Origin of the sequence: Flavobacterium xueshanense, assembly GCF_900112975.1 — a bacterium.
GTDB lineage: Bacteria > Bacteroidota > Bacteroidia > Flavobacteriales > Flavobacteriaceae > Flavobacterium > Flavobacterium xueshanense.
This window is the reverse complement of sequence record NZ_FONQ01000012.1, coordinates 86450-112026: the sequence shown is the minus strand read 5'-3', so window position 1 is coordinate 112026 and position 25577 is coordinate 86450. Positions and strand designations below refer to the sequence as shown.

At 34.5% G+C, this 25577-nt stretch carries 19 protein-coding genes, 1 other RNA gene and 1 pseudogene; 9 read left to right on the top strand and 12 right to left on the bottom strand.

Features of this window, described 5'->3' with window-relative positions:
- From BMZ76_RS11755 to BMZ76_RS11745, 3 genes are all read left to right on the top strand, one after another.
- On the top strand, positions 1–2655 hold a 2655-nt coding region (locus BMZ76_RS11755; RefSeq protein WP_143071088.1), incomplete at its 5' end, for a T9SS type B sorting domain-containing protein.
- Positions 2656–2810: 155 nt separating this feature from the next.
- A complete protein-coding gene (locus BMZ76_RS11750) occupies positions 2811–3728 on the top strand; it encodes a PorP/SprF family type IX secretion system membrane protein (protein WP_091206632.1) in 918 nt (305 codons plus the stop codon).
- A 10-nt stretch (positions 3729–3738) separates the two neighbouring features.
- Positions 3739–5679: an OmpA family protein gene (locus tag BMZ76_RS11745; protein WP_091206629.1), complete on the top strand. Its 1941-nt coding sequence runs from the start codon at positions 3739–3741 to the stop codon at positions 5677–5679.
- A gap of 344 nt (positions 5680–6023) precedes the next feature.
- Here the strand turns inward: BMZ76_RS11745 and BMZ76_RS11740 are convergent, their stop codons facing one another.
- The 6 genes from BMZ76_RS11740 to pyrR form a co-directional block, all read right to left on the bottom strand.
- Positions 6024–6527, bottom strand: a complete 504-nt coding sequence (locus BMZ76_RS11740) for a CAP domain-containing protein (RefSeq protein WP_091206626.1) — start codon at positions 6525–6527, stop codon at positions 6024–6026.
- Between the two features lie 164 nt (positions 6528–6691).
- A complete protein-coding gene (gene pdxH, locus BMZ76_RS11735; protein WP_091206623.1) occupies positions 6692–7336 on the bottom strand; it encodes a pyridoxamine 5'-phosphate oxidase in 645 nt (214 codons plus the stop codon).
- Between the two features lie 98 nt (positions 7337–7434).
- On the bottom strand, positions 7435–8340 hold the full coding sequence (locus BMZ76_RS11730; protein WP_091206620.1) for a ribonuclease Z: 906 nt from the start codon (positions 8338–8340) through the stop codon (positions 7435–7437).
- 73 nt (positions 8341–8413) lie between these two features.
- Positions 8414–8746: a ribonuclease Z gene (locus tag BMZ76_RS11725; protein WP_091206616.1), complete on the bottom strand. Its 333-nt coding sequence runs from the start codon at positions 8744–8746 to the stop codon at positions 8414–8416.
- 73 nt (positions 8747–8819) lie between these two features.
- Positions 8820–9746, bottom strand: coding sequence for an aspartate carbamoyltransferase catalytic subunit (locus tag BMZ76_RS11720; RefSeq protein ID WP_091206612.1), 927 nt, complete (start codon positions 9744–9746; stop codon positions 8820–8822).
- A 46-nt stretch (positions 9747–9792) separates the two neighbouring features.
- Positions 9793–10332, bottom strand: coding sequence for a bifunctional pyr operon transcriptional regulator/uracil phosphoribosyltransferase PyrR (gene pyrR, locus BMZ76_RS11715; RefSeq protein ID WP_091206609.1), 540 nt, complete (start codon positions 10330–10332; stop codon positions 9793–9795).
- Positions 10333–10542: 210 nt separating this feature from the next.
- Here pyrR and BMZ76_RS15915 point away from each other — a divergent pair, with 210 nt between their 5' ends.
- Entirely contained in the window at positions 10543–10716 is a 174-nt protein-coding gene (locus BMZ76_RS15915) for a hypothetical protein (RefSeq protein WP_167547457.1), read from the top strand.
- Between the two features lie 94 nt (positions 10717–10810).
- Here BMZ76_RS15915 and BMZ76_RS11710 read toward each other — a convergent pair whose 3' ends face one another.
- From BMZ76_RS11710 to nagB, 3 genes are all read right to left on the bottom strand, one after another.
- Positions 10811–12430, bottom strand: a complete 1620-nt coding sequence (locus BMZ76_RS11710; protein WP_091206605.1) for an ABC-F family ATP-binding cassette domain-containing protein — start codon at positions 12428–12430, stop codon at positions 10811–10813.
- 182 nt (positions 12431–12612) lie between these two features.
- Positions 12613–14640, bottom strand: a complete 2028-nt coding sequence (locus BMZ76_RS11705; protein WP_091206601.1) for a beta-N-acetylhexosaminidase — start codon at positions 14638–14640, stop codon at positions 12613–12615.
- A gap of 24 nt (positions 14641–14664) precedes the next feature.
- Complete coding sequence (nagB, locus tag BMZ76_RS11700; protein WP_091206598.1) at positions 14665–16602, bottom strand: glucosamine-6-phosphate deaminase; 1938 nt, start codon at positions 16600–16602, stop codon at positions 14665–14667.
- 350 nt (positions 16603–16952) lie between these two features.
- On the opposite strand from nagB, the pseudogene BMZ76_RS16515 reads away from it, so the two are divergent.
- Positions 16953–18614, top strand: a pseudogene (locus tag BMZ76_RS16515) (MFS transporter).
- A 112-nt stretch (positions 18615–18726) separates the two neighbouring features.
- Here BMZ76_RS16515 and fsa read toward each other — a convergent pair.
- The 3 genes from fsa to ffs all read right to left on the bottom strand — a co-directional run bounded on the left by fsa (position 18727) and on the right by ffs (position 20505).
- The gene (fsa, locus tag BMZ76_RS11690) at positions 18727–19383 is read right to left on the bottom strand and encodes a fructose-6-phosphate aldolase (protein ID WP_091206595.1); all 657 of its coding nucleotides are present in this window, start codon (positions 19381–19383) and stop codon (positions 18727–18729) included.
- A 139-nt stretch (positions 19384–19522) separates the two neighbouring features.
- Complete coding sequence (locus BMZ76_RS11685; protein ID WP_091206591.1) at positions 19523–20326, bottom strand: SDR family oxidoreductase; 804 nt, start codon at positions 20324–20326, stop codon at positions 19523–19525.
- An 81-nt stretch (positions 20327–20407) separates the two neighbouring features.
- An RNA gene (gene ffs / locus BMZ76_RS11680) (signal recognition particle sRNA small type) lies at positions 20408–20505 on the bottom strand.
- 87 nt (positions 20506–20592) lie between these two features.
- On the opposite strand from ffs, the gene BMZ76_RS11675 reads away from it, so the two are divergent.
- The 4 genes from BMZ76_RS11675 (at position 20593) to BMZ76_RS11660 (ending at position 25416) form a co-directional block, all read left to right on the top strand.
- A complete protein-coding gene (locus BMZ76_RS11675; protein WP_091206588.1) occupies positions 20593–21666 on the top strand; it encodes a glutaminyl-peptide cyclotransferase in 1074 nt (357 codons plus the stop codon).
- A 12-nt stretch (positions 21667–21678) separates the two neighbouring features.
- A complete protein-coding gene (gene hutI / locus BMZ76_RS11670; protein WP_091206584.1) occupies positions 21679–22917 on the top strand; it encodes an imidazolonepropionase in 1239 nt (412 codons plus the stop codon).
- An 814-nt stretch (positions 22918–23731) separates the two neighbouring features.
- Positions 23732–24271: an IS1096 element passenger TnpR family protein gene (locus BMZ76_RS11665; RefSeq protein WP_091206581.1), complete on the top strand. Its 540-nt coding sequence runs from the start codon at positions 23732–23734 to the stop codon at positions 24269–24271.
- A gap of 86 nt (positions 24272–24357) precedes the next feature.
- On the top strand, positions 24358–25416 hold the full coding sequence (locus tag BMZ76_RS11660; protein ID WP_091206578.1) for a nucleoid-associated protein: 1059 nt from the start codon (positions 24358–24360) through the stop codon (positions 25414–25416).
- Positions 25417–25577 lie beyond the last annotated feature (161 nt).

Below are 25577 nucleotides of genomic sequence, written 5' to 3'. Positions count from 1 at the left end.
ACTGATAATTGTGGGGTGAAATCTGTAACCAACGATGCGCCTAACGTTTTCCCTATCGGAAACACAACCGTAACTTGGACCGTAATAGACAATGCAGGAAATACCGCTACTTGTACTCAAATCGTAACTGTAGTAGGAGAAATTATAGCTACTGATGACACAGGAATACAAATAAATGGACTAGCAGGTGGAATATCAGTAAATAATGTTTTAATAAATGATTTACTGAATTGTAAAGAAGCTAAAACAGAGGATCTAATAACAACTTTTATTTCCTCTACAAATATAGGTATAACTCTTTCTGGTACTAATGTTCTTGTTGCTTCGGGTACGCCTGCTGGTAACTATACGTTGCTATACCAAATATGTGAAATACTCAATCCAACCAATTGTGATACAGCTATGGTTAGTGTTACCGTTACAGCTCCTGCTATTGTCGCTAATGATGATACCGGAACTGCTATAAATGGCTCAAACGGCGGAACGGCTTTCACTAATGTCTTGGTTAATGATACCTTAAACGGAATTCCTGTTTTGGCTTCGCAAGTGAATACAACTTTTGTTTCTTCTTCAAATGCTGGAATCACGCTTTCTGGTACTAATGTTCTTGTTGCTCCGGCTACGCCTGCTGGTAACTATACGTTGGTGTACCAAATCTGTGAAATACTCAATCCAACCAATTGTGATACTGCTACGGTTAGTGTTACCGTTTCAACTCCTGCTATTGTCGCTAATGATGACACCGGAACTGCTGTAAATGGTTCAAACGGCGGAACGGCTTTCACTAATGTTTTGGTTAATGATACCTTAAACGGAATTCCTGTTTTGGCTTCGCAAGTGAATACAACTTTTGTTTCTTCTTCGAATGCTGGAATCACGCTTTCTGGTACTAATGTTCTTGTTGCTTCGGGTACGCCTGCTGGTAACTATTCGTTGGTATACCAAATCTGTGAAATACTTAATCCAACCAATTGTGATACTGCTATGGTTAGTGTTACCGTTTCAGCTCCTGCTATTGTCGCTAATGATGATACCGGAACTGCTTTAAATGGTTCAAACGGCGGAACGGCTTTCACTAATGTTTTGGTTAATGATACCTTAAACGGAATTCCTGTTTTGGCTTCGCAAGTGAATACAACTTTTGTTTCTTCTTCGAATGCTGGAATCACGCTTTCTGGTACTAATGTTCTTGTTGCTCCGGGCACGCCTGCTGGTAACTATACGTTGGTATACCAAATCTGTGAAATACTCAATCCAACCAATTGTGATACAGCTACGGTTAGTGTTACCGTTACAGCTCCTGCTATCGTCGCTAATGATGATACTTTTTCAATCGGAAATTGTACATCGTCTGGATTGTTAGGAAATGTATTAGTAAACGATTTAATTAATGGAAACCTCGTAGTAGCTTCAGCGGTAAATATCACTTTAGTTTCTGGACAAAATCCAAACATTCTATTGGATAACCTTGGAAACATCAAAACATTAAACGGAACAATTCCTGGAACTTACGTTTTAATGTACCAAATATGTGAAAAATTAAATCCGAAAAACTGTGATACCGCTTTAATAACAATAATCATTAAAGATAGTACTGCACCAGTCTTTGCTTCATTACCAGTGCCATCAACGATAAGTTGCAATGCTACTCCTAATTTTGCTCAAGCAACAGCAACTGATACCTGTAGTGCTGTGACGTTAAAATTCGTTGACACAATTGTTCAAGGAAGTTGTATTGGTTCCTACACTGTAACAAGAACTTGGACCGCGACAGATTTAGCAGGAAATTCGACTACTGCTTCTCAAATCATAAGTAAACAAGATACTAGTGGTCCAACTACTACAACTGAGTTTGCTGCTACTATCAATGTGAATTGTGATGCTATTCCTTTGAAACCAGAACTTATTTTTGCTGATAATTGTTCAACGGCTTCTCCGGCAATATATACTGAGACAATCACTAATAGTTCTCAGAACTCTTATTCAATTGTAAGAAAATGGTCTGTTTCAGATTCTTGTGGAAACATCTCTATATTTACTCAAACGGTTAATGTCTCTGTGGCAAATAGCGGAATATCTATTGCTAGCTCTGCTTGTAGTGGAGACTCGTCAACAATTAATATCTTTAATTTATTACCTGCCGGAACACCAACAAACGGAACTTGGGTAGATGTTGATAATACAGGAGCATTACAAGGAAACATCCTATCCCCTTTTGGATTAAGTTTAGGCAACAAAGTTTTTGAATATCAAATCAATGACGGAGATTGTCCAAGAAAAATAGTACTGACTGTAAACATAAACGATGATTGTATTGTTTTAGGATGTGGTGATATAAAAGTACATAATGCTTTTTCACCAAATGGAGATGGTATAAACGAAGTGTTTGTTATCGATAATATTGATGATACTGCTTGTTATTCTGAAAATACCGTTGAAATTTATAACCGTTGGGGTGTATTAGTTTTTGAAACTAAAAATTACAATAATCAAACTAATAATTTTGACGGAATCTCTCGCGGAAGAACAACTGTTAATCAGTCTTCTGGTTTACCTACCGGAACCTATTTTTACATCTTAAATTACAGTTCTATTGATGGGAATGGTAAAGTGGAAATCAAAAAATTAGAAGGGTATTTATACCTTACTAAATAATTTTGAATTAATTTAAATCCTGAGGACAGTTAAAAGTCCTCAGGTTAAAAAATGAATTAGCCCTATTCTTTAATATAAATAGTATTGACATTTTTCGAAACAGATCTTTTGAATCTAAAAAAAGAAGTAATTCAATCACAACAAAAAAATCTACTATGAAAACAAAAATATTTTTAATCTTGTTAATGTTTACAGCATTTACTGGTTTTGCACAACAAGATGCACAATATACTCAGTACATGTACAATACCATTAACATCAATCCCGCTTATGCAGGATCTAGAGGAGCAATGAGTATTTTTGCTATGCATCGTACCCAATGGGTAGGTTTGGATGGTGCCCCTGTAACAAATGTTGCCTCAATCAACACTCCGCTAAATGATAATAATCTCGGTTTAGGAGTTTCTTTTGTTAGTGATAAAATTGGACCTACGAATGAAAGTACAATTTCTGCTGATTTCTCCTATACCATTCCTACATCGGAAAATTATAAACTTTCATTTGGTTTAAAGGCAACAGCAAATTTATTCAATTTAGATATTTCAAAATTAAATCCTGTAAATTCCTATCCACTTGATCCATCGATGCAGAATATCGAAAATAAATTTTCGCCTAACATTGGAGCAGGTTTATATCTTCATTCTGATAAAGCATATGTTGGTATTTCCATTCCAAATTTTATTGAATCAGACCGTTATGATGATAATGAAATTGCAATCTTTAAAGAAAAAATAAATTATTATTTAATAGGAGGTTATGTTTTTGATATCAATAGTGTATTAAAATTTAAACCTGCAGTACTAACTAAAATGGTTTTAGGGGCGCCACTACAAGTTGATGTTTCTGGTAACTTTATGTTTAATGAAAAATTTGTCGTAGGAGTTGCTTACAGATGGAGTGCAGCACTAAGTGCCATGGTTGGATTTCAAGTTTCTGATGGAATGTACATCGGATATGGGTATGACAGGGAGACAACCCGATTAAGAAATTATAATTCTGGTTCTCATGAAATATTCTTGCGTTATGAAATATTTAAAAATAATGGTAAAATTATAACTCCAAGATTCTTCTAAAACAATTAATATGAAAAATAATATACTCTTTTGTATAACATTAATAATAGCGTTTTCATTTAATGTATACTCGCAAAAAGAAAAGGTAAAAGTTGCCGACAAAAAGTACGACAACTATGCCTATATTGATGCCATAAAAACCTATGAAAAAGTAGCCGAAAAAGGATATAAATCGGCAGATATGTTTAAAAAATTAGGCAATTCCTATTACTTCAATGCAGAGTTAGAAAAAGCGGCCAAATGGTACGGTGAATTATTTGCGATGAAAACTACCGACTTGGATCCCGAATATTATTTCCGTTATGCACAATCTTTGAGATCAATTGGTCAAAATGATAAAGCAAACGAACTATTGGAATTGTTCAATCAAAAATTGGGAAATGATAGCCGCGGAAGGCTTTTTATGAAAAATGTGAATTATCTTGACGCGATAAAAGCCAACTCTGGAAGATATAAAATTGAGGATGCCGGAATAAACTCTATTTATTCCGATTATGGGACGGCATTCTTTTCAAATGAAATCGTGTTTGCATCAGCAAGGGACACTGGAAGTTTAGGACAAAGAAAACATAAATGGACAAATCAATATTTCACTAATTTATATACCACCGGTTTAGGGGAAAATATGACTCCTGGAAAACCACAAAAGTTTGACGAAAAAATAAATTCTAAATTTCATGAGTCAACCCCCGCTTTCACAAAAGACGGGAAAACAATGTACTTTACCCGAAACAATTATCTTGATGGAAAAAAAGGAAAAGATGCTAATAAAATTACTTTAATAAAAATATACAAAGCCACTTTAGAAAATGGTACTTGGTCGAATATAACTGAACTTCCTTTTAATAGTGATAATTACAGTGTTGCACATCCTACGCTAAGTCCTGACGGGAAAACATTATATTTTGCATCTGACATGCCGGGAACAATTGGTCTATCCGATTTATATAAAGTACAAATAAACGAGAATGGCACTTACGGTATTCCGGAGAATTTAGGGCAGACAATCAATACTGAGGGAAGAGAAACTTTTCCATTTGTAAATGATGAAAACGAAATCTACTTTGCATCAGACGGACATCCCGGCTTAGGAGGTTTAGATGTTTTTGTTTCGACAATCAAAGCCAATGGGACTTTTGAAGAGGTACAAAATGTAGGTGCTGATATTAATTCTCCAAAAGATGATTTTGCTTATTTAATAGATACAAAATCAAGAAGAGGTTTTTTCACCTCAAACAGGGATGGTGGTCTGGGATACGATGATATTTATAAATTTTTAGAGCAAAAAAAAATCACATGTCAACAATTATTATATGGTGAGATTACTGATCTTGTTACAGCAGAATTACTTCCTGATGCTAAAGTAACTTTATTTGACAATCAATTTAATGTCGTTAACACAACTATTTCTGATGAAAAGGGAAATTATTCTTTTACTGTTGAATGTGGAAAAACATATTATGTAAGAGCTCAAAAACCTGAATATACAACTAAGGAACAGATGATTGTTATAGCGGATGAAAATGGAAAAACATACTTACCAATAGCATTAGAAAACGCGAAGTGTAAAGTGACAATTGGTGATGATTTAGGTAAATGTTTTAATATAAAAATGATTTATTTTGATTTAGATAAATCAAACATTAGACAAGAAGCAGCATTTGATTTAGAAAAAATATTAGATGTTTTAAACCAAAATCCAACAATGAAACTTGATATTCGTTCCCATACGGATAGCAGACAAACATTTAAATACAATGAAGCATTATCTGACAGAAGAGCAAAATCTACTATCAATTGGTTAATCAAAAATGGCGTAAATACAAACCGATTGACTGGAAAAGGATATGGTGAAACACAACTTGTAAATAAATGTGCTGATGATGTAGAATGTACTGAGGAAGACCACCAACTTAACAGAAGAAGTGAATTTATTATTACTGCTTTGTAAAAAACGATTATAATTAAACTTAATAGGCTGCCCGATAAAGTCAGCCTATTAAGTTTAATTATATCATAAATTAGGATTCTATTTAAGTCCACTGTCATATTAATCAAGTAATGCAAAATCTAAATTTGGAACGGGATTAAAGACTATATAAGAGCATCTTTGGTTAATCTTTGACAAAATAACAATACTAAAAAAGTCCAATGAAAAAGAATTCATTGGACTTCAAAAAAATACAAATACAATTTTTTAAATATTTAAAATAAGGTTTAATATGTGAGATATCTTAAAATATAAAAGACCGTCTTTTGGGGAGAAGACAGCCTTTTAATTATAAAAAACTCAACTTATATTTTTGCAAAAATATTTGTGTAGTACTTTTTACCAGTTGCGGGATTCTCCTTAATAGCGATTCCAAAATGTGTAAAATTACCTTCAATATTTTCTTTGTGACCAGGACTGGCTAACCATGCATTTAAAACGGCTTCCGGCGTATTGTAATTGTAAGCTATATTTTCACTTACAGAAGTAGCACCCAAGGTTAGCATTATATTTTCTGAACGGGCTGAAAAACCATTGTGGTTTACAACATTATTAGCAATCATGTAGTTATTATGTTCTTCAGATTTGTACGACATGTGATTAATATTTTGTAAAGGATTTAAACCTTTGCTAACTCTGTGTGCATTGATCAATTCCATTGTTTTTACTTCAATAGAGTTGTAAGAGTAATTAACTACTTTTTGCAGATTTGGACTACTAGTTGCAACTTCGGAACTTTCTGAAGAACAGGAACTTATAGTGCATACTACAGTAGCGAGTAATAATGCACAAAGTAATTTTATCTTCATAACTATGGTAGATTAGGTTTAAAGTAGATTGTGGGGCAAACAACTTTAATATTTAATACTATTTTTTTTATTTCCTACTCAAAAATAGTCATTCTACCGTTTAAACACCAAAAAAAATCGATGAACTACATTATAAAAATAATTAAATATGTATATATCTTACATTAAGGAGACAAACGATCAATTTTCCAAGAATAATCTTGTTGACTTGTATAACGAATTCTGTCATGTAATCGATTGGGTCTTCCTTGCCAAAACTCTACTTCTAAAGGAGTTACTAAAAATCCGCCCCAGTGTTTCGGTCTCGGAATTACAACACTCTCAAAATCTTTTTCTAATTGCTTCAGGTTTTTCTCTAAATATTCTCTGGAAGGAACTACTTCACTTTGATTAGATGCAATTGCTCCCAATTTACTTCCGTTAGGTCTGGATTCAAAATAACTGTCAGAAGTTATTTCCGAAGTATTTTTTGCAATTCCCTTAATGATAACCTGACGCTCCATGGTATACCAAAAAAAAGATAGGCAAACGTTAGGATTTTCAGCAATAGCCTTACCCTTTTCTGAATTGTAATTGGTATAAAAAATAAAACCTTCTTCATTAAACTTTTTTAACAAGACAACTCGAGACTTCGGAAAGCCATCTAAGCCAATTGTTGCCACTGTCATCGCATTTACTTCGCTGTCGCCACCAAAATCTTCTACTTCATGAAACCAGCGATTAAACAAGTTAATTGGATCCTCGGGAATATTGGATTCTAATAATTCACTCTTCTCGTATGATTTTCTGTAATTACTTAAGTCATTCATAATTTTGTTTTTTAAAATGTTTGATCATTGAATGATTCAATTTAATTAAATCAAAAAATCCAATTGGCAATTTTTACAAGCTAAATTGATTTCTGTATTTAAAACTCAAAACTTTTTCCATCATCACCCAAAAGCACTTCTGGAAAAATAGTTTCAGCTTCTTCTTTAAACAATTCGATACTTTCATATCTAGTAGAATAATGTCCTAAAATTAATTGTTTAGCATTTGCTTTCAAAGCAATGGTTGCCGCTTCTTTTGCTGTAGAATGTAATGTTTTTTTGGCCAGATTTTCCTCAGATTGAAGGAAAGTAGATTCATGGTACAATACATCTACATCTTCTATAATGGGAACCATTGCTTCATTATAAACCGTATCCGAACAAAAAGCGTAATTCTTCGGCGGAATAGGATCAAATGTTAATTTGTCGTTTGCTATGATTCTTCCATCTTCCAGCGTGATGTCTTTTCCGTTTTTTATTTTTTGGTAATAACAACTCTCTATTTCATAATTTTGAACGGCATCCAAATTTAGTTTTCGGTCACCTATTTTTTCTTGGAACAAAAAACCGTTCGTGTATACGCGGTGTTTCAATGGAATGGTTTTCACCAAAACCTTGTCGTCTTCAAAGATAAGTTCGCTCTCCAAAGACTCTAATTCATGGAAAAACAAACCGTAATTCGTCCAGGAATTGGACAATCGCAATTGCAGCTTGATAATTTCTTTGATGCCTTTTGGACCATAAATATGTAAATCCGTAGTTCGGTTCAGCAAAGTAAATGTGGACACTAAACCCACTAATCCAAAAAAGTGGTCTCCGTGCAAATGGGAAATGAAAATATGGTTTATTTTAGAAAATCGGATTTTATTCTTCCGCAATTGTACTTGCGTTCCTTCCCCGCAATCAATCAGAAAAAGTCTGTTTTTTATGTCTAAAATCTGGGAAGTAGGATTGGTAAACGTTCGGGGTGTTGCCGCATAGCAACCAAGGATTGTTAGTTTCAATTTTTTCTTATTCTTTATTGTGTATTTTGCTTAAATCAATTAAACGGTCAAAAAAATAACCAAATAAACTAACTTAAAAACCTAAATCTCTTTCAATCTCTTCCATTTCTATAATGTCATGCGCTTCTAATAATGAAGGCACTACTGTTAATTTTGCTGGAACAGCATTGTAGTCAAAATCTGAAGTGACGATAACAAATGACTTTTTAGCTTTTTTATGTTGTTTTGATAACGGCATAAATAACTTAATATCATTCGTTGACAAATCGTTATGCATCAAAAGATCGATTATTATGTTGTGTTTTTCGAATGTTTTATATTGATGGGTAACCTTCATTAAAAAAGAAGTAAAATCACCCTGCGTATCTCTAATTGATATTGTATGTCCTTTTTGATCTACTTTCATTGTATTAAATTTCAGGGACTGCTTAAAGGCAGCGTAGTTTATACGTAGCTAATTTACAAAGTTTTATGTTGATTTATTGAATTTTTGAAGCCAAAAGATAAATAACTGCCATTCTGATTGCTACACCATTTTCTACCTGGTTTAAAATCACGGATTGATTGGAATCTGCTACTTCACTTGTAATTTCGACACCGCGATTAATAGGTCCGGGATGCATGATTATAATTTCTTTATTAAGAGAATCCAAAAGCGGTTTATCAACTCCATATTGCTGCGCATATTCCCTTGTAGACGGGAAATAATTGACATCCATACGCTCATTTTGGACGCGCAACATATTCGCAACATCACACCATTGTAATGCTTTTCGTAAATTAGGTTCCACGGTAACGCCCAGTGATTCAATATATCTTGGAATAAGCGTTTTAGGACCGCAAACTTTGACCTCAGCGCCTTGCATTTGCAAAGCATAAATATTGGACAAGGCGACTCTGGAATGCAAAACATCGCCTACAATAACGACTTTTTTTCCGGCTACTTCACCTAGTTTTTCTCGAATGGAATAACTGTCTAATAAAGCTTGTGTAGGATGTTCATGTGCGCCATCTCCAGCATTTACGATACTGGCTTTTACGTTTTTGGACAAAAAATAAGCAGCGCCGGGATTGGAATGTCGCATCACAACCATATCTACTTTCATCGAAAGGATATTATTTACGGTATCTATTAATGTTTCTCCTTTTTTGACAGATGATTGCGCTGCCGAAAAGCTAATAACATCTGCTGATAAACGTTTTTGCGCTAATTCAAAAGAGAGTTTTGTTCTGGTACTGTTTTCGAAGAAAATATTGGCGATGGTAATATCACGTAACGAAGGCACTTTCTTAATGGGTCGATTGATGACTTCTTTAAAATGATCGGCAGTTTCAAAAATCAGGTTAATATCATTCTTGTTGATGTATTTTATGCCTAATAAATGATTTACGCTTAATTCTTTCATTTTTGTTTACGATTATAGTTTTTAATAGTTAGCGTTTGTTTTTAATCTAACTTGTAATTAAATACACCCCATCTTCACCTTCATTTTCTTTCCAGCTCACTTTAACTTTTTCATTATTTATTGCATCAACCTGTCTACCTCTATAATCCGGTTGAATGGGTAAATTGCGACTGAAACGTCTGTCTATCAAAACCAAAAGTTCAATTTCCGATGGTCGGCCAAAAGATTGAATAGCAGTCAACGCAGATCGAATGCTTCGTCCAGTGAACAAAACATCATCTATGAAAATGACTTTTTTATTTTCGACGATAAAATTAATTTTGGTTTTATTGGCTTCTAATGGCTTTTCGGTTCTTCTAAAATCATCCCTGAAAAAAGTAATATCCAGATAACCCAACTGAATTTCAGGAGTTTGATATTCTTTTTCTAAAATTTCTTTTAAACGCTCCGCCAAAAAAACACCTCTTGGTTGAATTCCAACTAATATTGTATCTGAAAAATCTAAGTGTTTTTCGATTAATTGACAGGCCAAACGATGTAATATGATAGTAACTTCTTTTGCAGTAAGTAATACTTTTTGACTCATAGTAATTTTATTGTTTGGTTGGACAAATATACAAATTCCAATTTATGATTTTATAATTAAAAAGAGAGAAAATGCTAATTCCAATAATTCTATAAAAACAGTATATTCATATTAAATAATTTTACAACAATCAATAAAAATTCTATAACAGAGACCCGCAGTGATACCCTAATTTTACTTTTTAACATTTAACATAAAAAACATAAAATCATGCAAAAAAGACTCACCAGATTATTGATGCTTTTTATAGTATTAATATCATTTTCAAGTTGTTCAATAATAGAGGGGATATTCAAAGCTGGAGTAGGTGTTGGTATATTTATAGTTGTTGTCGTTATCGCTATTATCATTTTTATCATTAGTAAAATTTTCGGTAAGAAATAATGATCGTTTAATTAAACTCGAAAATCAAAAACTTCTTTTAATAAAAATATCCCGCAATTGCGGGATATTTTTAGTCTTAAATATAAATTACTCTTTACACTACATACATTTTAGCTCTCAATTCCTGAACTTTTTCATCATCAAGGTAATCATCAAAAGTCATGTAACGGTCAATCGCTCCATTAGGTGTTAATTCAATTACTCTATTGGCAACCGTTTGAGAAAATTCATGATCATGAGTGGTGAAAATTACAGATCCCTTAAAGTTTTTCAAGGAATTATTAAAAGCCGTAATCGACTCTAGGTCCAAATGATTGGTAGGTTCGTCCAACATTAAAACATTAGCTCTTTCCATCATCATTCGAGACAACATGCAACGCACTTTTTCTCCTCCGGATAATACTCTACAGGTTTTCAGCGCTTCTTCACCAGAGAAAATCATTTTTCCAAGGAAACTACGAATATTTACCTCATCACGTTCTTCTTCCGTTTTTACCCATTGACGCAACCAGTCTACAAGCGTGTAATCACTCTCAAAAAATGAATGATTTTCTACTGGCAAATACGCCTGGTTTGTTGTAACTCCCCAGTCATAAGTTCCAGAATCCGCTTTTTTATTTCCGTTCAAAATTTCATAAAAAGCTGTTGTAGCACGTGAATCTTTGGAGAAAAGAACGATTTTATCGCCTTTGGCCATATTCAAATCTACGCCTTTAAACAAAACATCTCCTTCAATCGAAGCGCTTAAATTCTGCACATTCAAAATTTGATCTCCTGCTTCACGCTCTTGGTCAAAAATAATAGCCGGATAACGACGACTTGATGGTTTTATCTCGGAAATATTCAATTTACTAATCATTTTTTTACGAGAAGTAGCTTGTTTTGATTTGGCTACATTCGCACTAAAACGACGAATAAATTCTTCTAATTCCTGCTTCTTTTCTTCTGCTTTTTTGTTTTGTTGCGCGCGTTGTTTTGCTGCTAATTGACTTGATTCATACCAGAATGTATAGTTTCCGGAATAATGATTTATTTTACTGAAATCGATATCAGAAATATGCGTACAAACGGAATCCAAAAAGTGTCTGTCGTGAGAAACGACAATTACGGTATTTTCATAGTTAGCTAAGAAATTCTCTAACCAAGCAATTGTTTCAAAATCCAGATCATTGGTAGGTTCATCCATAATAAGTAAATCCGGATTTCCAAAAAGCGCTTGTGCCAAAAGGACACGAACTTTAATTTTTCCCTCAAGATCTCCCATTAAAGTATAATGATATTCCTCTGAAATTCCGAGATTTGATAACATCGATGCCGCATCGGAATCAGCATTCCATCCATTCATCTCTTCAAATTGCACCTGTAACTCGCCTATCCTGTCCGCATTTGAATCATTATAATCTAAATACAAAGCATCCATCTCTTTTTTGATCGCATAAAGGGTTTTATTTCCCATTATAACGGTTTCCAATACGGTGCTTTCGTCAAACATATTGTGGTTTTGGTTTAAAACCGACATACGTTTTCCTGGTTCCAAATGAATATGTCCCGAAGTTGGATCCATTTCACCGGCAATTATTTTAAGAAAAGTAGATTTTCCAGCACCATTGGCTCCGATAACTCCGTAGATATTACCGTGAGTGAAGGTAGTATTTACTTCGTCAAACAAAATTCGTTTGCCAAACTGAACTGATAAATTATTTACTGTTAACATGAATATTTATTTTATAAAATTTTTGCAAAAATACGAAAAAAATACTGATTTCCTGAATTCCCAAAATATCGATTTTTAACGGTTTTAATTTATGGATTAGAATTATGGTTTAAAAAGAATCCTGACAAAGTTGTCAGGATTTCAAAATTCTTATTTTGTAAAAACGATGTTACATTTCTTGTTTAAAGCAACTTTTTCAAACTACCGTAAACTGCTAATTCTACATCAGCAGGACTTCTGGTATTGCATTTTTCTAATAAATCTTCCAATACCGTTTGACTTACTTTCTGTTTTTTCTCTATCAAAAGCAATAGCTGTTCCGACAAATCACTCAAACTTTTAGACAAAGGCAATAGCGGTTGCACAAGCGGTGCATTGGAACTTAAAGCAATTAAATCGGAATTTAAGGTAATCCATTTCTTAAAAAAGTCAGTTACAACCCCTTTATTCTCCTTACTTTTATCCGATAAATAGGCATTGACTGCAACATTAAAATCTAGTGCTTCCGAAGCATCGGTATTACAAGCATCCGCAAACAGTGTTAATGGAGAATGCATGCGGTATTTCTTTCCGCCACCATTGCGTTTGTAATTTTTCAGTGGTTCACAAAGATTCGAAAAATCATTCAATGCACGCGTATCTTGATTGTTGCTGATGTTTCTTAAAATCACTTCTTTGTTTCTAATGTGAGTAATTCCGAGTTCTTCTAATCGAAAAGAAATTGTTTTCAACCTTTTGCGTAAGCTGTTCATATCTGTAACGGATTCATCAGACCATAATCGCTCGGCTATTGCGGCGGTTCGTGGCCAAATTCTGGAATCTATATTTAATGTCGTTACGAGTTCGCTCCACATTGCGGCTTCTCCTCCTAAAACCCTTGCTTTTTCCTCTGGACTAAGAATAATCTTTTTGGGTAAGGGATCATTCAAATAATGACTTTCTAAACTAAGCATCAAATCAATATAATACCCATTGGACAAAACAGTATTGTAACCGCTCTTTGCGGCTTTGATCAATGCTCCACCGGCTTCTTGCCCTTCATTAGTTCCTCTCCAAGCATGAATTATAGCATCTTTTGACATGTTTTCAGTCATTATTTCTTCCCAACCCATTAATTTTTTGTTGTATTTTTTCAAGATTGGAATCAACTTCATATTAAAATAAGTTTGCAAATCATGGTTGTTGACAAAATTATTATCTTTCTTAAATTGCTGAATAGCAGGATTTGCATTCCACTCTTTTCCATTATTTTCGTCACCGCCAATATGAAAATAACTACCCGGAAATAAAGGACACACTTCATCAAAAATCGAACTTAAAACTTCGTAGGTTTTTGGATTTGTAGGGTCTAAAGTAGCATTGAAAATTCCTGAATTTCTTTGCACTTCATACGTAATTTTCCCCTCGCCTACTTTACTTCCTATTTCCGGATAAGCATTCAGCAACGCCGATGCGTGCCCCGGAACATCTATTTCAGGAATAACCAGAATCCCCCTTTCATCAGCATATTTTACAATATTTTTGATTTCTTCCTGAGTGTAAAAATTTCCATCTGAAGCTAATTCTGTCAATTTAGGATGATTTTTCAATTCAATTCTCCAACCTTGATCATCGGCTAAATGCCAATGAAAAACATTCATTTTCATCGAAGCCATAGCGTCCAGATTTCTTTTGATAACATCTACCGGCTGGAAATGTCTTGCCGCATCAATCATCAAGCCTCTCCAGGTAAAACGTGGCGAATCCGAGATTTCAACAACCGGAAAATAATACGCCGTACTGTTGTTTTGCAGCAATTGTAATAAAGTCTCCAAGCCATGTAAAGCTCCTAAATCACTCGTAGCATTTATGGTTATTTTATTGGAGGTAATGATCAGTTGGTAACTTTCGTCTTCGTTAATTTCTATTTTTCCATTCCGAACACAATTTATTTGCAATTCCGCTTCCGGTCTTTCGTTGACTTTTGTCAAAAAACTTTGCTCCAGAAACAATCCCGTTCTGCCGTCCAATCGACGTACGAAGTTGGTTGCACCTATAAAAATTCTAGCATTAGGATTTCCAGTAATATTCACTTTAAACTTTTTGCTTAAAGCAAAAGTGCCAGCGGTCAACTTTATATTTTGTGGCCAAGGCATTAGGTTTAATTGCTCGGTGGTGATTTGAGCATTCGAAACAAAAGTTACAAATAATAGGATTAAAAAGTATTTCATAGTTTATAGGTATTCAAGATATTTTTAATAGTCAAAACGTTTAAAAGCTTCGATGGCTTCATATTCTGCCAATCCTAAATCATCATACAATTTTGCAGTATGTTTATTGCGGTCTTCGGCACGCACCCAAAATTCTCTGGAATCATTACCTTGAAACATCACGCGGTCTTTTTGCGATTGATGGTACAAAATAGCGTGTCGTTTTAACATTACTTCCTCCGGACTTAGCGGAACGGCCATGTCTATTTCATGTATCCCCCACTCATGCCAAGCGCCGCGGTATAACCATAGCCAACAATCATTCATAAACGGTTGTGGTTTCAAATCGGCCATTGCCGCAAAAATAGCGTTGAGGCAAACTTCATGCGTTCCGTGCGGATCCGCAAGATCACCGGCTGCAAAAACCTGATGCGGTTTTATTTTTTCAATAATCGCTTTTATAATAGCAATATCTTCCGCGTGGATTGGGTTTTTCTTTATTAGTCCCGTCTCATAAAAAGGCATATCCAGAAAATGGATATTCGATTCATTCAAACCAATATACCGCACTGCTGCATACGATTCTCTGCGTCTGATAAGTCCTTTTAGCTTTCTAACTTCTGGGGAATCCATTTGATTTTCTGACTTATTATTTAAAAAATCAATAACCGATTGAAAATCAATTTTTGTCGCTTCAGTGTCAACAAAATCATTACAAACTTCCGCAAATTTCAGAGCTTCTTCATTTGTAACCGCAATATTACCTGAGGTTTGATACACTACATGAATATCATGTCCTTGTCGTATCAATTTTGAAAAAGTTCCTCCCATGGAAATCACATCATCATCCGGATGCGGACTAAAAAGGATAATTCGTTTCTTTGCAGGATTTGCTCTTTCGGGTCTATTGGTATCATCCGTATTGGGCTTTCCTCCCGGCCATCCGGTTATGGTGTGTTGCAATACATTGAACATATTAATATTCAAATCGTATGCAGAACCTTCTAAAGCCAGCAAATCAGACATGCCGTTATTGTTATAATCCCTGTCGGTCAATTTTAGTATGGAGCGATTTGTCTTTAAACACAGCCAAACAATCGCTTTACATTTTAGTTCCAATGTCCAATTGCAATCTTGAACGAGCCATGGTGTTTTGAACCGGGTTAGTTCCGAAGCTGCCGATTGATCTAAAACAAAAGTGGTATTGTCATGATTTTGCAAGAAGGTTGCCGGAATATCAGGACTTCTATCGCCCTGAATAGTTCTCTTTATTATCTCAGCTTTATTTTGGCCCCAAGCCATCAAAACAATTCTTTTGGATTTAAGAATTGTTGAAACACCCATGGTAAGTGCTCTTTTTGGTACACTTTCGATTCCATTAAAATCAGAAGAAGCATCGACTCTTGTAATGTAATCCAAAGTAATTATTCGGGTTCCGGAATTGATGTGAGAACCCGGTTCATTAAAACCTACGTGACCTGTACGACCAATTCCCAGCAATTGAAAATCAAGGCCACCAGCAATTTTTATTTTATTTTCATAATCGATACAATATTGTTTGAGCGCATCAGCTTGCACTGTTCCATCAGGAATATTTATATTTTCCGGTTTAATATCAATGTGATTGAACAAATGCTCGTGCATGAAGTGATGATAACTATGGTGGTTCTCTTTCTTCATGGGATAATACTCATCCAAATTAAAAGCGACTACATTGCTAAAACTAAGGCCGTCTTCTTGATGCATTCGAACCAATTCTTCATATACCTTAATCGGAGAAGAACCAGTTGCCAAACCAAGAATACAAGCTTTGTTTTCGGTTTGTTTGGATTTAATCAATTGAGCAATTTCGTGAGCAACTATTAAAGATGCTTCCGAAGCGTTTTTGAAAATTTTATTATGAATTTTTTCAAATCGTGTTTCCTCAAATTTTCCGGCACTTTCATAACTGATATCCGTTTTTCTTTCTAGATCACTTTTCATATTGCGTTTTTTATACTGATTTATAAAGATAGGTTTTTTTAAAAGAGCAGAGAAAAATCAACACCCTACAATTAAATAATTACTTTTGGATCCCAAAATTTATTGAATCACGGAAATCATAGCCCGTTTTTACCAATTTAGAAAATATCAAACCGCATTTCTTATTTCTACTTGTTTTAGAAATAGCAAAATGTTTGAAAAAAAAGCAGGCAAATTCAACAAAAAATGGTTATTCAATAATTATAACAATATTTAGTCTAAATTATTTTTTTTTAATTTACTTAACAAATATATTTACGGTCTTACAGTTATAAAAGTATTTTACAATCATCACTAACCAATTTATACTTATGAATTCAGAACAAACAAAGTCTAACAATTCCGCGCTTTACACGCTTATAACCGTATTTTTCTTTTGGGGTTTTATTGGAGCATCAAACGGGATTTTCATTCCATTTTGCAAAGCTAAATTTGGCTTAGATCAATTTCAAAGTCAACTTATCGATTTTGCTTTTTATGGTGCTTATTACATCGGTGCATTATTGCTTTTTATTTTTAGCAGCATCGCCAAAAAAGATATTCTAAACGGTTGGGGATTCAAAAAAGGAATTATTTACGGATTATTGATAAGTACTTTTGGAGCTCTGCTTATGATTTTAGCGGTAACACAAGGAAGTTATTTGTTTATTCTTGGTGCATTATTCATTGTAGCACTTGGTTTTTCATTACAACAAACATCGGCACAGCCGTTTGCCGCTTCACTGGGTGAACCACATTCAGCATCAAGCAGGCTGAATCTTGCCGGAGGAATTAATTCATTGGGCACCACAATAGGACCGATAGTGGTTTCTATCGCCTTATTTGGCGTTATTGCTGGTGTAAATATTGAAGAATATGCTAAAAAACCAGATTCATTGGATTCAATGAGAATCCTGTATGTATTTGTTGGAGGACTGTTTTTATTGGCAGCGGCTTTATTCCATTTTTCTAAAAAGTTACCGGCTGGAAAAAGTGATTCTACTTTTGAAACCGCGAACAAAGCAATGAAAACCCTAATTGCCATCACTGTAATTTTGGTCGCTATATTTGCGTACATCTTTTCCCGTTATGAAGAACCTGAATTTATTACTCGTTTTATTGAGAATAAAGAGAAAGATTACTTATGATTAGCCTTAACAGTTTCCACACTTTTAGTGGTTGTTATCGGATTATTCTTTGCAAATACCACGGCTCAAAAAAATCCTGAAGGATGGGGAGCCATGAAATACCCACAATTAGTTTTGGGAATGTTAGCCCTTTTCGCTTACGTAGGTGTCGAAGTAACTATAGGGAGTAACCTTGGTGAATTATTGGTCACCGCTGATTTTGGTTCTATTTCTGGACCAGCTTTAGCACCTTACATGTCTATGTACTGGGGAAGTTTAATGATCGGACGTTGGGCAGGAGCCATTACGGTTTTCAACCCATCATCACAATTAAAGAAAATTTTACTGATCGTAGTTCCTTATGTAGCTTTTGGAGTGGTATTAGCTGCTAATGCTATTTCCGGACAAGATGTAACGCCTCTATATGCGTATGCATTTGTAATTTTATTTCAAATCGCTGGTTTCTTTTTAGGAAAAGACCAACCGTCTAGAACCTTAATGATTTTTGGTTTAATGGGAATGACAGCCATGCTTATTGGTTTATTTACTACTGGAACAATAGCTATTTTTGCTTTTATGAGCGGTGGATTATTCTTAAGTATTATGTGGCCTTCTATTTTCTCATTGGCAATCGCCGGATTAGGAAAATACACGTCTCAAGGTTCTGCCTTCTTGGTAATGATGATTCTGGGTGGTGGAATTATCCCACCGCTACAAGGAAAACTAGCGGATATAATCGGAATTCATGCTTCTTACTTTATTCCTGTTTTATGTTTTGCATTCATCGCATTCTACGGATGGAAAGTAATTGGAATTCTAGAAAAACAAGGAATCGGAAAAGAAATAGAAGTTGGTGGAGCACACTAATTTCAACATAAACTAATCAAAACCAAACCAACAAAAAAACTCCCATTTTGCTAAGCATAATGGGAGTTTTTATTTATACCGAAATCAACAATCGGTGATCTCAATCTTAAATCTATTTATTTCCTTTCTCAAAATCGGCCACAAATTGCGCCAATCCGATATCAGTCAATGGGTGTTTTAATAAGCCGTAAATGGCAGAAAGTGGTCCGGTGATCACATCAGCACCAATTTTCGCACAGTTTACAATGTGCATAGTGTGACGCACTGAAGCAGCAAGAATCTGAGTTTCGTAACCGTAGTTATCATAAATTAATCTTATTTCTTCGATCAAAGCCAAACCGTCTGTAGAAATATCATCTAAACGACCAATAAACGGAGAAACATAAGTAGCTCCCGCTTTAGCAGCCAATAAAGCCTGACCAGCCGAGAATACTAAAGTTACATTTGTTTTTATACCTTTCTCCGAAAAGTATTTAGCAGCCATCACTCCCTCTTTAGTCATCGGCAATTTTACCACGATTTGCTCGTGTAAATCCGCCAACTCTTCACCTTCTTTTATCATTCCGTCGTAATCCAAAGCATTTACTTCGGCACTAACATCACCATCAACAAGATTACAAATGTCAACATAATGTTTCAAAATGTTGTTTTTTCCTGTGATTCCTTCTTTTGCCATTAATGTTGGATTAGTTGTAACACCATCCAAAACGCCCAACGCCTGTGCTTCCTTAATCTGAGCTAAATTAGCCGTGTCAATAAAAAATTTCATATTATCTAATTTAATTGTGTGTTTCTAATTCTTTGGGCGTGACCCAAGGGTCGGGCTTTCCGCTTCAATCTTTTATTTTTAAAGAAAAAATAAAAGGATTTTTACTGCAATCCCTCACGCTCACAAATTTCGTGCAAAATTACAACTTATAATGGTTCATCAGCATTTTTTCATATACTTTATCAGGAAGTATTCGTTTCAAAACAATCGAAAACTTTTGCATAAAAACGCCCACTTTATAATGAATTTTAGGTTCCGGAGTTTGGATTATTTGATACACCGCTTCGGCCATTTCATTCGGATTACTACCGCTGTCCACATGTTCATCCATTGTTTTCAATGTATTTCCGTATGGAGTTTCGTAAGCCGAACCTTTTAGAACCGGAGCATGAAAACGTCCCGACGCAATATTTGTCGCAAAATCACCCGGAGCCACATTCGTAATACGAACACCAAACGACTTCACTTCCATACGCATCGCTTCCGTAATTAGTTCTAATGCTCCTTTTGAAGCGGAATAAACACTTCGATACGGTAAACCCATATAGCCGGCAATTGAAGTCACGTTGATGATTAATCCTGATTTTTGTGCACGCATTTGTGGCAACGCAGCTTTCATTACTTCAATTGGACCAAAAAGATTAGTCTCAAAATTATTCTTTATTTCATGCATCGGAATTTCTTCTAATGGTCCCGTAATCCCAACACCAGCATTGTTAATAACAACATCAAGTTTTCCGGAAGTGTCAATAACTTTGGCAACAGCCGCATGAATCGAATCCGCATCCCGAACATCTAAAGCCACTAAAGGGAAAACCGAATTTAAAATTCGTTCCGGATTTCTGCTGGTTCCGTACACAACAAAACCTTTATGGTGCAAAAATTCGCCAATAGATTTTCCAATTCCCGAAGAACCTCCTGTAATTAAAACTACTTTATTCATGATTGTTGATGTTTGCTGTACGAAAGATCCAAAAATAAAAAAATCCTCCCGAAGGAAGACTACTTTTGTAATAAATAAAAAAAATGGCAAGCGACCTACATCGCACCGCTCAACCACGTACCCTTGCTATGTTCCCATCCTGAGGGAGTCTGCAGGAGCTGGTCGTGTAGGACTTGCCGGTGCAAATATACAATCTTTTTATATTTTTACAAGAGCTTTAATCATTAAAAATAACATTGTATATTGGTACAACAAAAAAACAAATCATGAAAAATTATAACTTCCTATCTGTCATTTTATTAGGAATCACCATAGCAAGTTGCAACGAAACAAAAAAAGGTGTTAACACTTTATTCTCCTTTGATAATTCCAAATTTAAAGAACAATATAAACCACAGGAAGCTCTTTCTTTGGAAATTTTGAATTCCAATTCCAAAACTATAGATAGCGTTGTCTATTATGTAAATGACAAAAAAATTGGCTCAAAAAATGGAGTTGACAAATTAACTTTTGAATTGAAAGAGCAAAAATTGGGTTATCAAAACCTAAAAGCTTTAATCTTTTATGAAGGGCAAAACGCAGAAGCTACTACAAGAGTAGAATTAGTTTCTAATATTCAGCCAAAATTATTAAAATACACCATCGTAAATACGTACCCGCACGATATTCAAGCATACACGCAAGGATTAGAATTTTACAGAGACACGCTGTATGAAGGAACGGGAAACGGTTCAGGTCCATCAGGAAACAGAGGAATCTCCAGCTTAAGAAAAACAAATTATAAAACGGGAGAAGTTTATAAGAAAGTCGAACTAGCTGACAAATATTTTGGTGAAGGAATTACGATTTTGAACAACAAAGTATACCAACTGACTTGGCAAAATAATGAAGGGTACGTTTACAACGCAAATACTTTCAAGAAAGAAAAAACGTTTACCTATTTCAAGCCAATGGAAGGTTGGGGATTGACTAATGACGGTAAATATTTATACCAATCCGATGGAACCGAAAAAATTTGGATTATTGACCCAACCACATTTAAAGAAGTAGGTTACTTAAACGTATATTCTTTCGAAACAAAAATAAAAGCAGTCAATGAGCTCGAATGGATTGACGGGAAAATTTATGGAAATGTGTACCAAAAAGATGCTATTGCTGTCATCAATCCGAAAAATGGAGCGGTCGAAGCAATTATCAATCTTGCTGATTTGAAGAAAAAAATAACGCAGTTACCAGACACGGATGTTTTAAACGGAATTGCCTACAACCCAAAAACAAAAACCATTTTTGTAACCGGGAAAAATTGGGACAAAATGTTTGAAATCAAAGTTTCTGAGTAATTATCATAGCTAATGACAACATTAATCATCAATATTAAAGAGTTGCTTCAGGTCCGTGATTCTTCAATTTTGAAAGTGTCAGGTGCTGAAATGACGATTCTACCCACTATCAAAAACGCCTATTTAGTGCTTAAAAATGGTCTTATTTCTGATTTTGGCTCTATGAAAGATTTGCCCAACGTAAATCCAGAAAAGTGCATTGACGCAGACGGAAAAATAGTTTTGCCATCTTGGTGTGACAGTCATACGCATATTGTGTATGCGGGAAATCGGGAACAGGAATTTGTAGATCGAATCAATGGTTTGACTTATGAAGAAATCGCTAATCGTGGCGGTGGAATTCTAAATTCAGCTAAAAAACTGAACGAAACTTCTGAAGAAGAAATCTACCAACAATCGAAAGCGCGACTGGAAGAAGTCATGCGTCTGGGAACAGGAGCAGTTGAAATCAAATCGGGATACGGATTAACCGTTGATGGAGAATTGAAAATGCTTCGCGTGATTCAGCGATTATCTCAAAATTATCCAATCACCATAAAAGCAACTTTTCTGGGTGCTCACGCTTTCCCATCAGAATACTCAACAAACCATAAAGCTTATACTGATTTAATTATCAACGAAATGCTTCCTGAAATTGCAAAAGACAAACTGGCAGATTTCATAGATGTATTTTGTGAAACGGGTTATTTTACTGTTGAAGAAACCCAACAAATTATGGAAGCCGGAATTAAATTTGGCTTAAAGCCAAAGATCCATGTCAATCAGTTCAACTCCATTGGCGGAATTCAATCTGGAGTAAAATACAATGCGCTTTCCGTAGATCATCTTGAAATTATGAAGCCGGAAGATATTGAAGCGTTGAAAAATACTGAAACAATGCCTGTTGCATTACCTTCTTGTTCTTATTTTTTGAGTATTCCTTACACTCCAGCACGAGAAATGATTGCGGCTGGACTTCCAATTGCGCTCGCAAGCGATTATAATCCTGGTTCTACTCCATCCGGAAACATGAATTTTGTAGTCGCAACTGCATGCATCAAAATGAAAATGACTCCCGAAGAAGCCATAAATGCGGCTACGATAAATGGAGCTTACGCCATGGGAATTTCTGAAACCCACGGAAGTATTACCGTAGGTAAAAAAGCAAATTTAATTATCACGAAACCCATTCATTCCTATTATCAATTACCTTATGCTTTTGGCAGTAATCTGATTGATACTGTATTGATTGAAGGTGAAATTATTTTATAAAAAAAAGAGGAACAAAGCCTTTTGCCTGCACACATCTCTGTAGAGCATACAGCCTTGCATAATTAAGTAAAATTGTTGACTAACAATCCAAAAAGTTGTTACGCCGGGTTTTCTTTCAGATAGGTGAAATTTACGCCCAAGCAACCTAGAAATTTGGTATTTACACCATTTTAAGTAGACATTTAAAATGAATTTTCACTTTTGAGTTTCACCTTCTAACTGTTTTATTTGTAATTCCAAACCTTCTATTTCTTTTGCTGAAAAGCAAATCCTTGGTTCTATTTCTTCTTTCGTTGTGTAGCCTATCTGCATGATAAATAACTTGATGCTAATCTCTAACATCATTAAACATAATTTGCGTACCGCCTTGCCTTGAAAGATTCACTTTCTTATATACAAAACACTTTTTTTATAATTCTGAGAATTTCTTCTACAATCTGACAGCACTTTATTATTCCATACGATATCACGCAGAATGTAATCTTCCGTTTTTTTAGCGAGGAGTAATTTCTACTGAATCTTATTTTCAATACCATCCTTCCTTCTTTGTCCTTAAAAGCATATAATTGAATATTACCTAAAAGATTCTTGTTTGTATATTAATTGTCGATCTATGAATTATTTATGTAAAACGAAATCCTATTTTGGTAGTTTGCTTACGCATATTATTCTTCCCGTTATGATTTTTAAAAAACTTTCCTATTGTCCTATTGACTGCTTATAGACACGCAAAAATCTTATCAACAAATCGAAAATCTGAAATCTAAATCTAAAATTATATTTTACCTTTGAGCTTTCAATAAAAACAAAGATTATGGTATATAAATTTAGAGTGATTCTAGACGCGGAAGAAGATGTTTTTAGAGACATCACAATACTTGAAGACGATACTTTAGAAGATTTACACAATGCTATTTTCAATTCCTTTGGTTTTGACGGAATGGAAGTGGCATCTTTTTATACTTGTGATGAAACTTGGAACCAAGAAGAGGAAATTTCACTTTTTGATACTGGAGATGTTCCAGGCGAGCAAAAAATCATGAGCGATTATCAATTATCAGATATTTTAGATAAGGAAAACACTAAAATCTTATACGTTTATGATTTTATCAATATGTGGACTTTCCTTGTAGAACTTGCTGCTATCGAAGATCAGGTGATTGGAAATTTATATCCTGAAACTATTTTTTCTCATGGAGAAATGCCGGACGAAGCGATGGAAAAAAACTTTGAAGCCGATAATGCCGATGATTACCACAGTGGTTTTGAAGATGATTTAGACCAAGATGATTTGGATATGTTTGAAGGCGATGACAGTTTTGAGGACTACGGATTTGAGGAGAATTGGAATTAAAAAACGAGACGATAAAGAATCAAGAGCCACGATAAAAGATCTTTGCTATCTTTCATCTTGCTTCTTTTATCTTAAAAATATAAAACATGATCAACTTATATAATACACACATCGAGAACTTATCCATACACAGAGTGGGTAATAAAAGTAGAAATGAAGCTATTTTTCTATCGGAACAACCTTTTAGTTTGAATGATGAGATTGTGCCTTTGATGAAAGAATTTTTCTTTAAACCTTTTAGAGAAAAAGAAGAAAATTATTTTCAATTTGCCCATGAAATTGATTTGGATTACAACGACATGTTCAAGTTTGCAACAGAAGTTTTTGATAATCCGAGTGCTATTCATGACGTTTCTAAAAAAATCACGACGCACTTATTTGAGCAGTCTAATCATCCTCATATTAAGAATGGTGAAGTTTATGTTACGTATTTGACCAACGTAAGTATTGATAATAATGTAGTGGACGCGATTGGAATTTTCAAAAGTGAAATTCAAGCTGATTTTTTACAATTTGAAGAAAAAGCAACGCACTTGGAAATGATTTTGCAGCAAGGTGTAAGTCTGAATAAGTTGGACAAAGGTTGCATCATCTTTAATTTTAAAAAAGAAGAAGGATACAAGATCCTGACTGTTGACAGCAACCGCTACGATGCCAGATATTGGCTGGAACATTTCTTATCAGTAGATGCTTTTGAAGATGAAAACTTCATTACAAAGAAATATTTGAAATTTTGTCAGAATTTCGCGAAAGATGTCGTTTTTCCTGCAGAAGACAAGAAAGAGGAAGTGATGTTCATGAACCGTTCGGTAAACTATTTTGCCAAAAACGATCAATTCGAAGAAACTAATTTCCTAAATGAAGTTTTAGACAATCCAGACTTAATTCCTGAGTTCAAAAACTACAAAGTTGACAAAGGCGAAAAATACAGCATTGAAGATGTAACTTCTTTTCCTATTGCAAATGCAGCAGTTTCTGATGCCAGAAAATCAATCAAAAACGTTATAAATTTAGATACACACATCCAAATTAAAATGGATTTCATCAATCCTGAAAGCGCTGAAAAATATGTGGAAAAAGGTTGGGACGAGGAAAAACAAATGTATTACTACTTAGTTTATTTTAATAAAGAGGAAAAAAGTTAGTTATCAGTGTTCAGTCGCAGTTTGTAGAGCGATAATTATAAAAATATCAATCTCCAATTACGAAAGTAGTTGGAGATTTTTTTTGAATTACATTTATCATATAATGCCACTTACCCACCACAACAGCTGTAAGTTGCTATTTATAAGCTATTTAAATTATA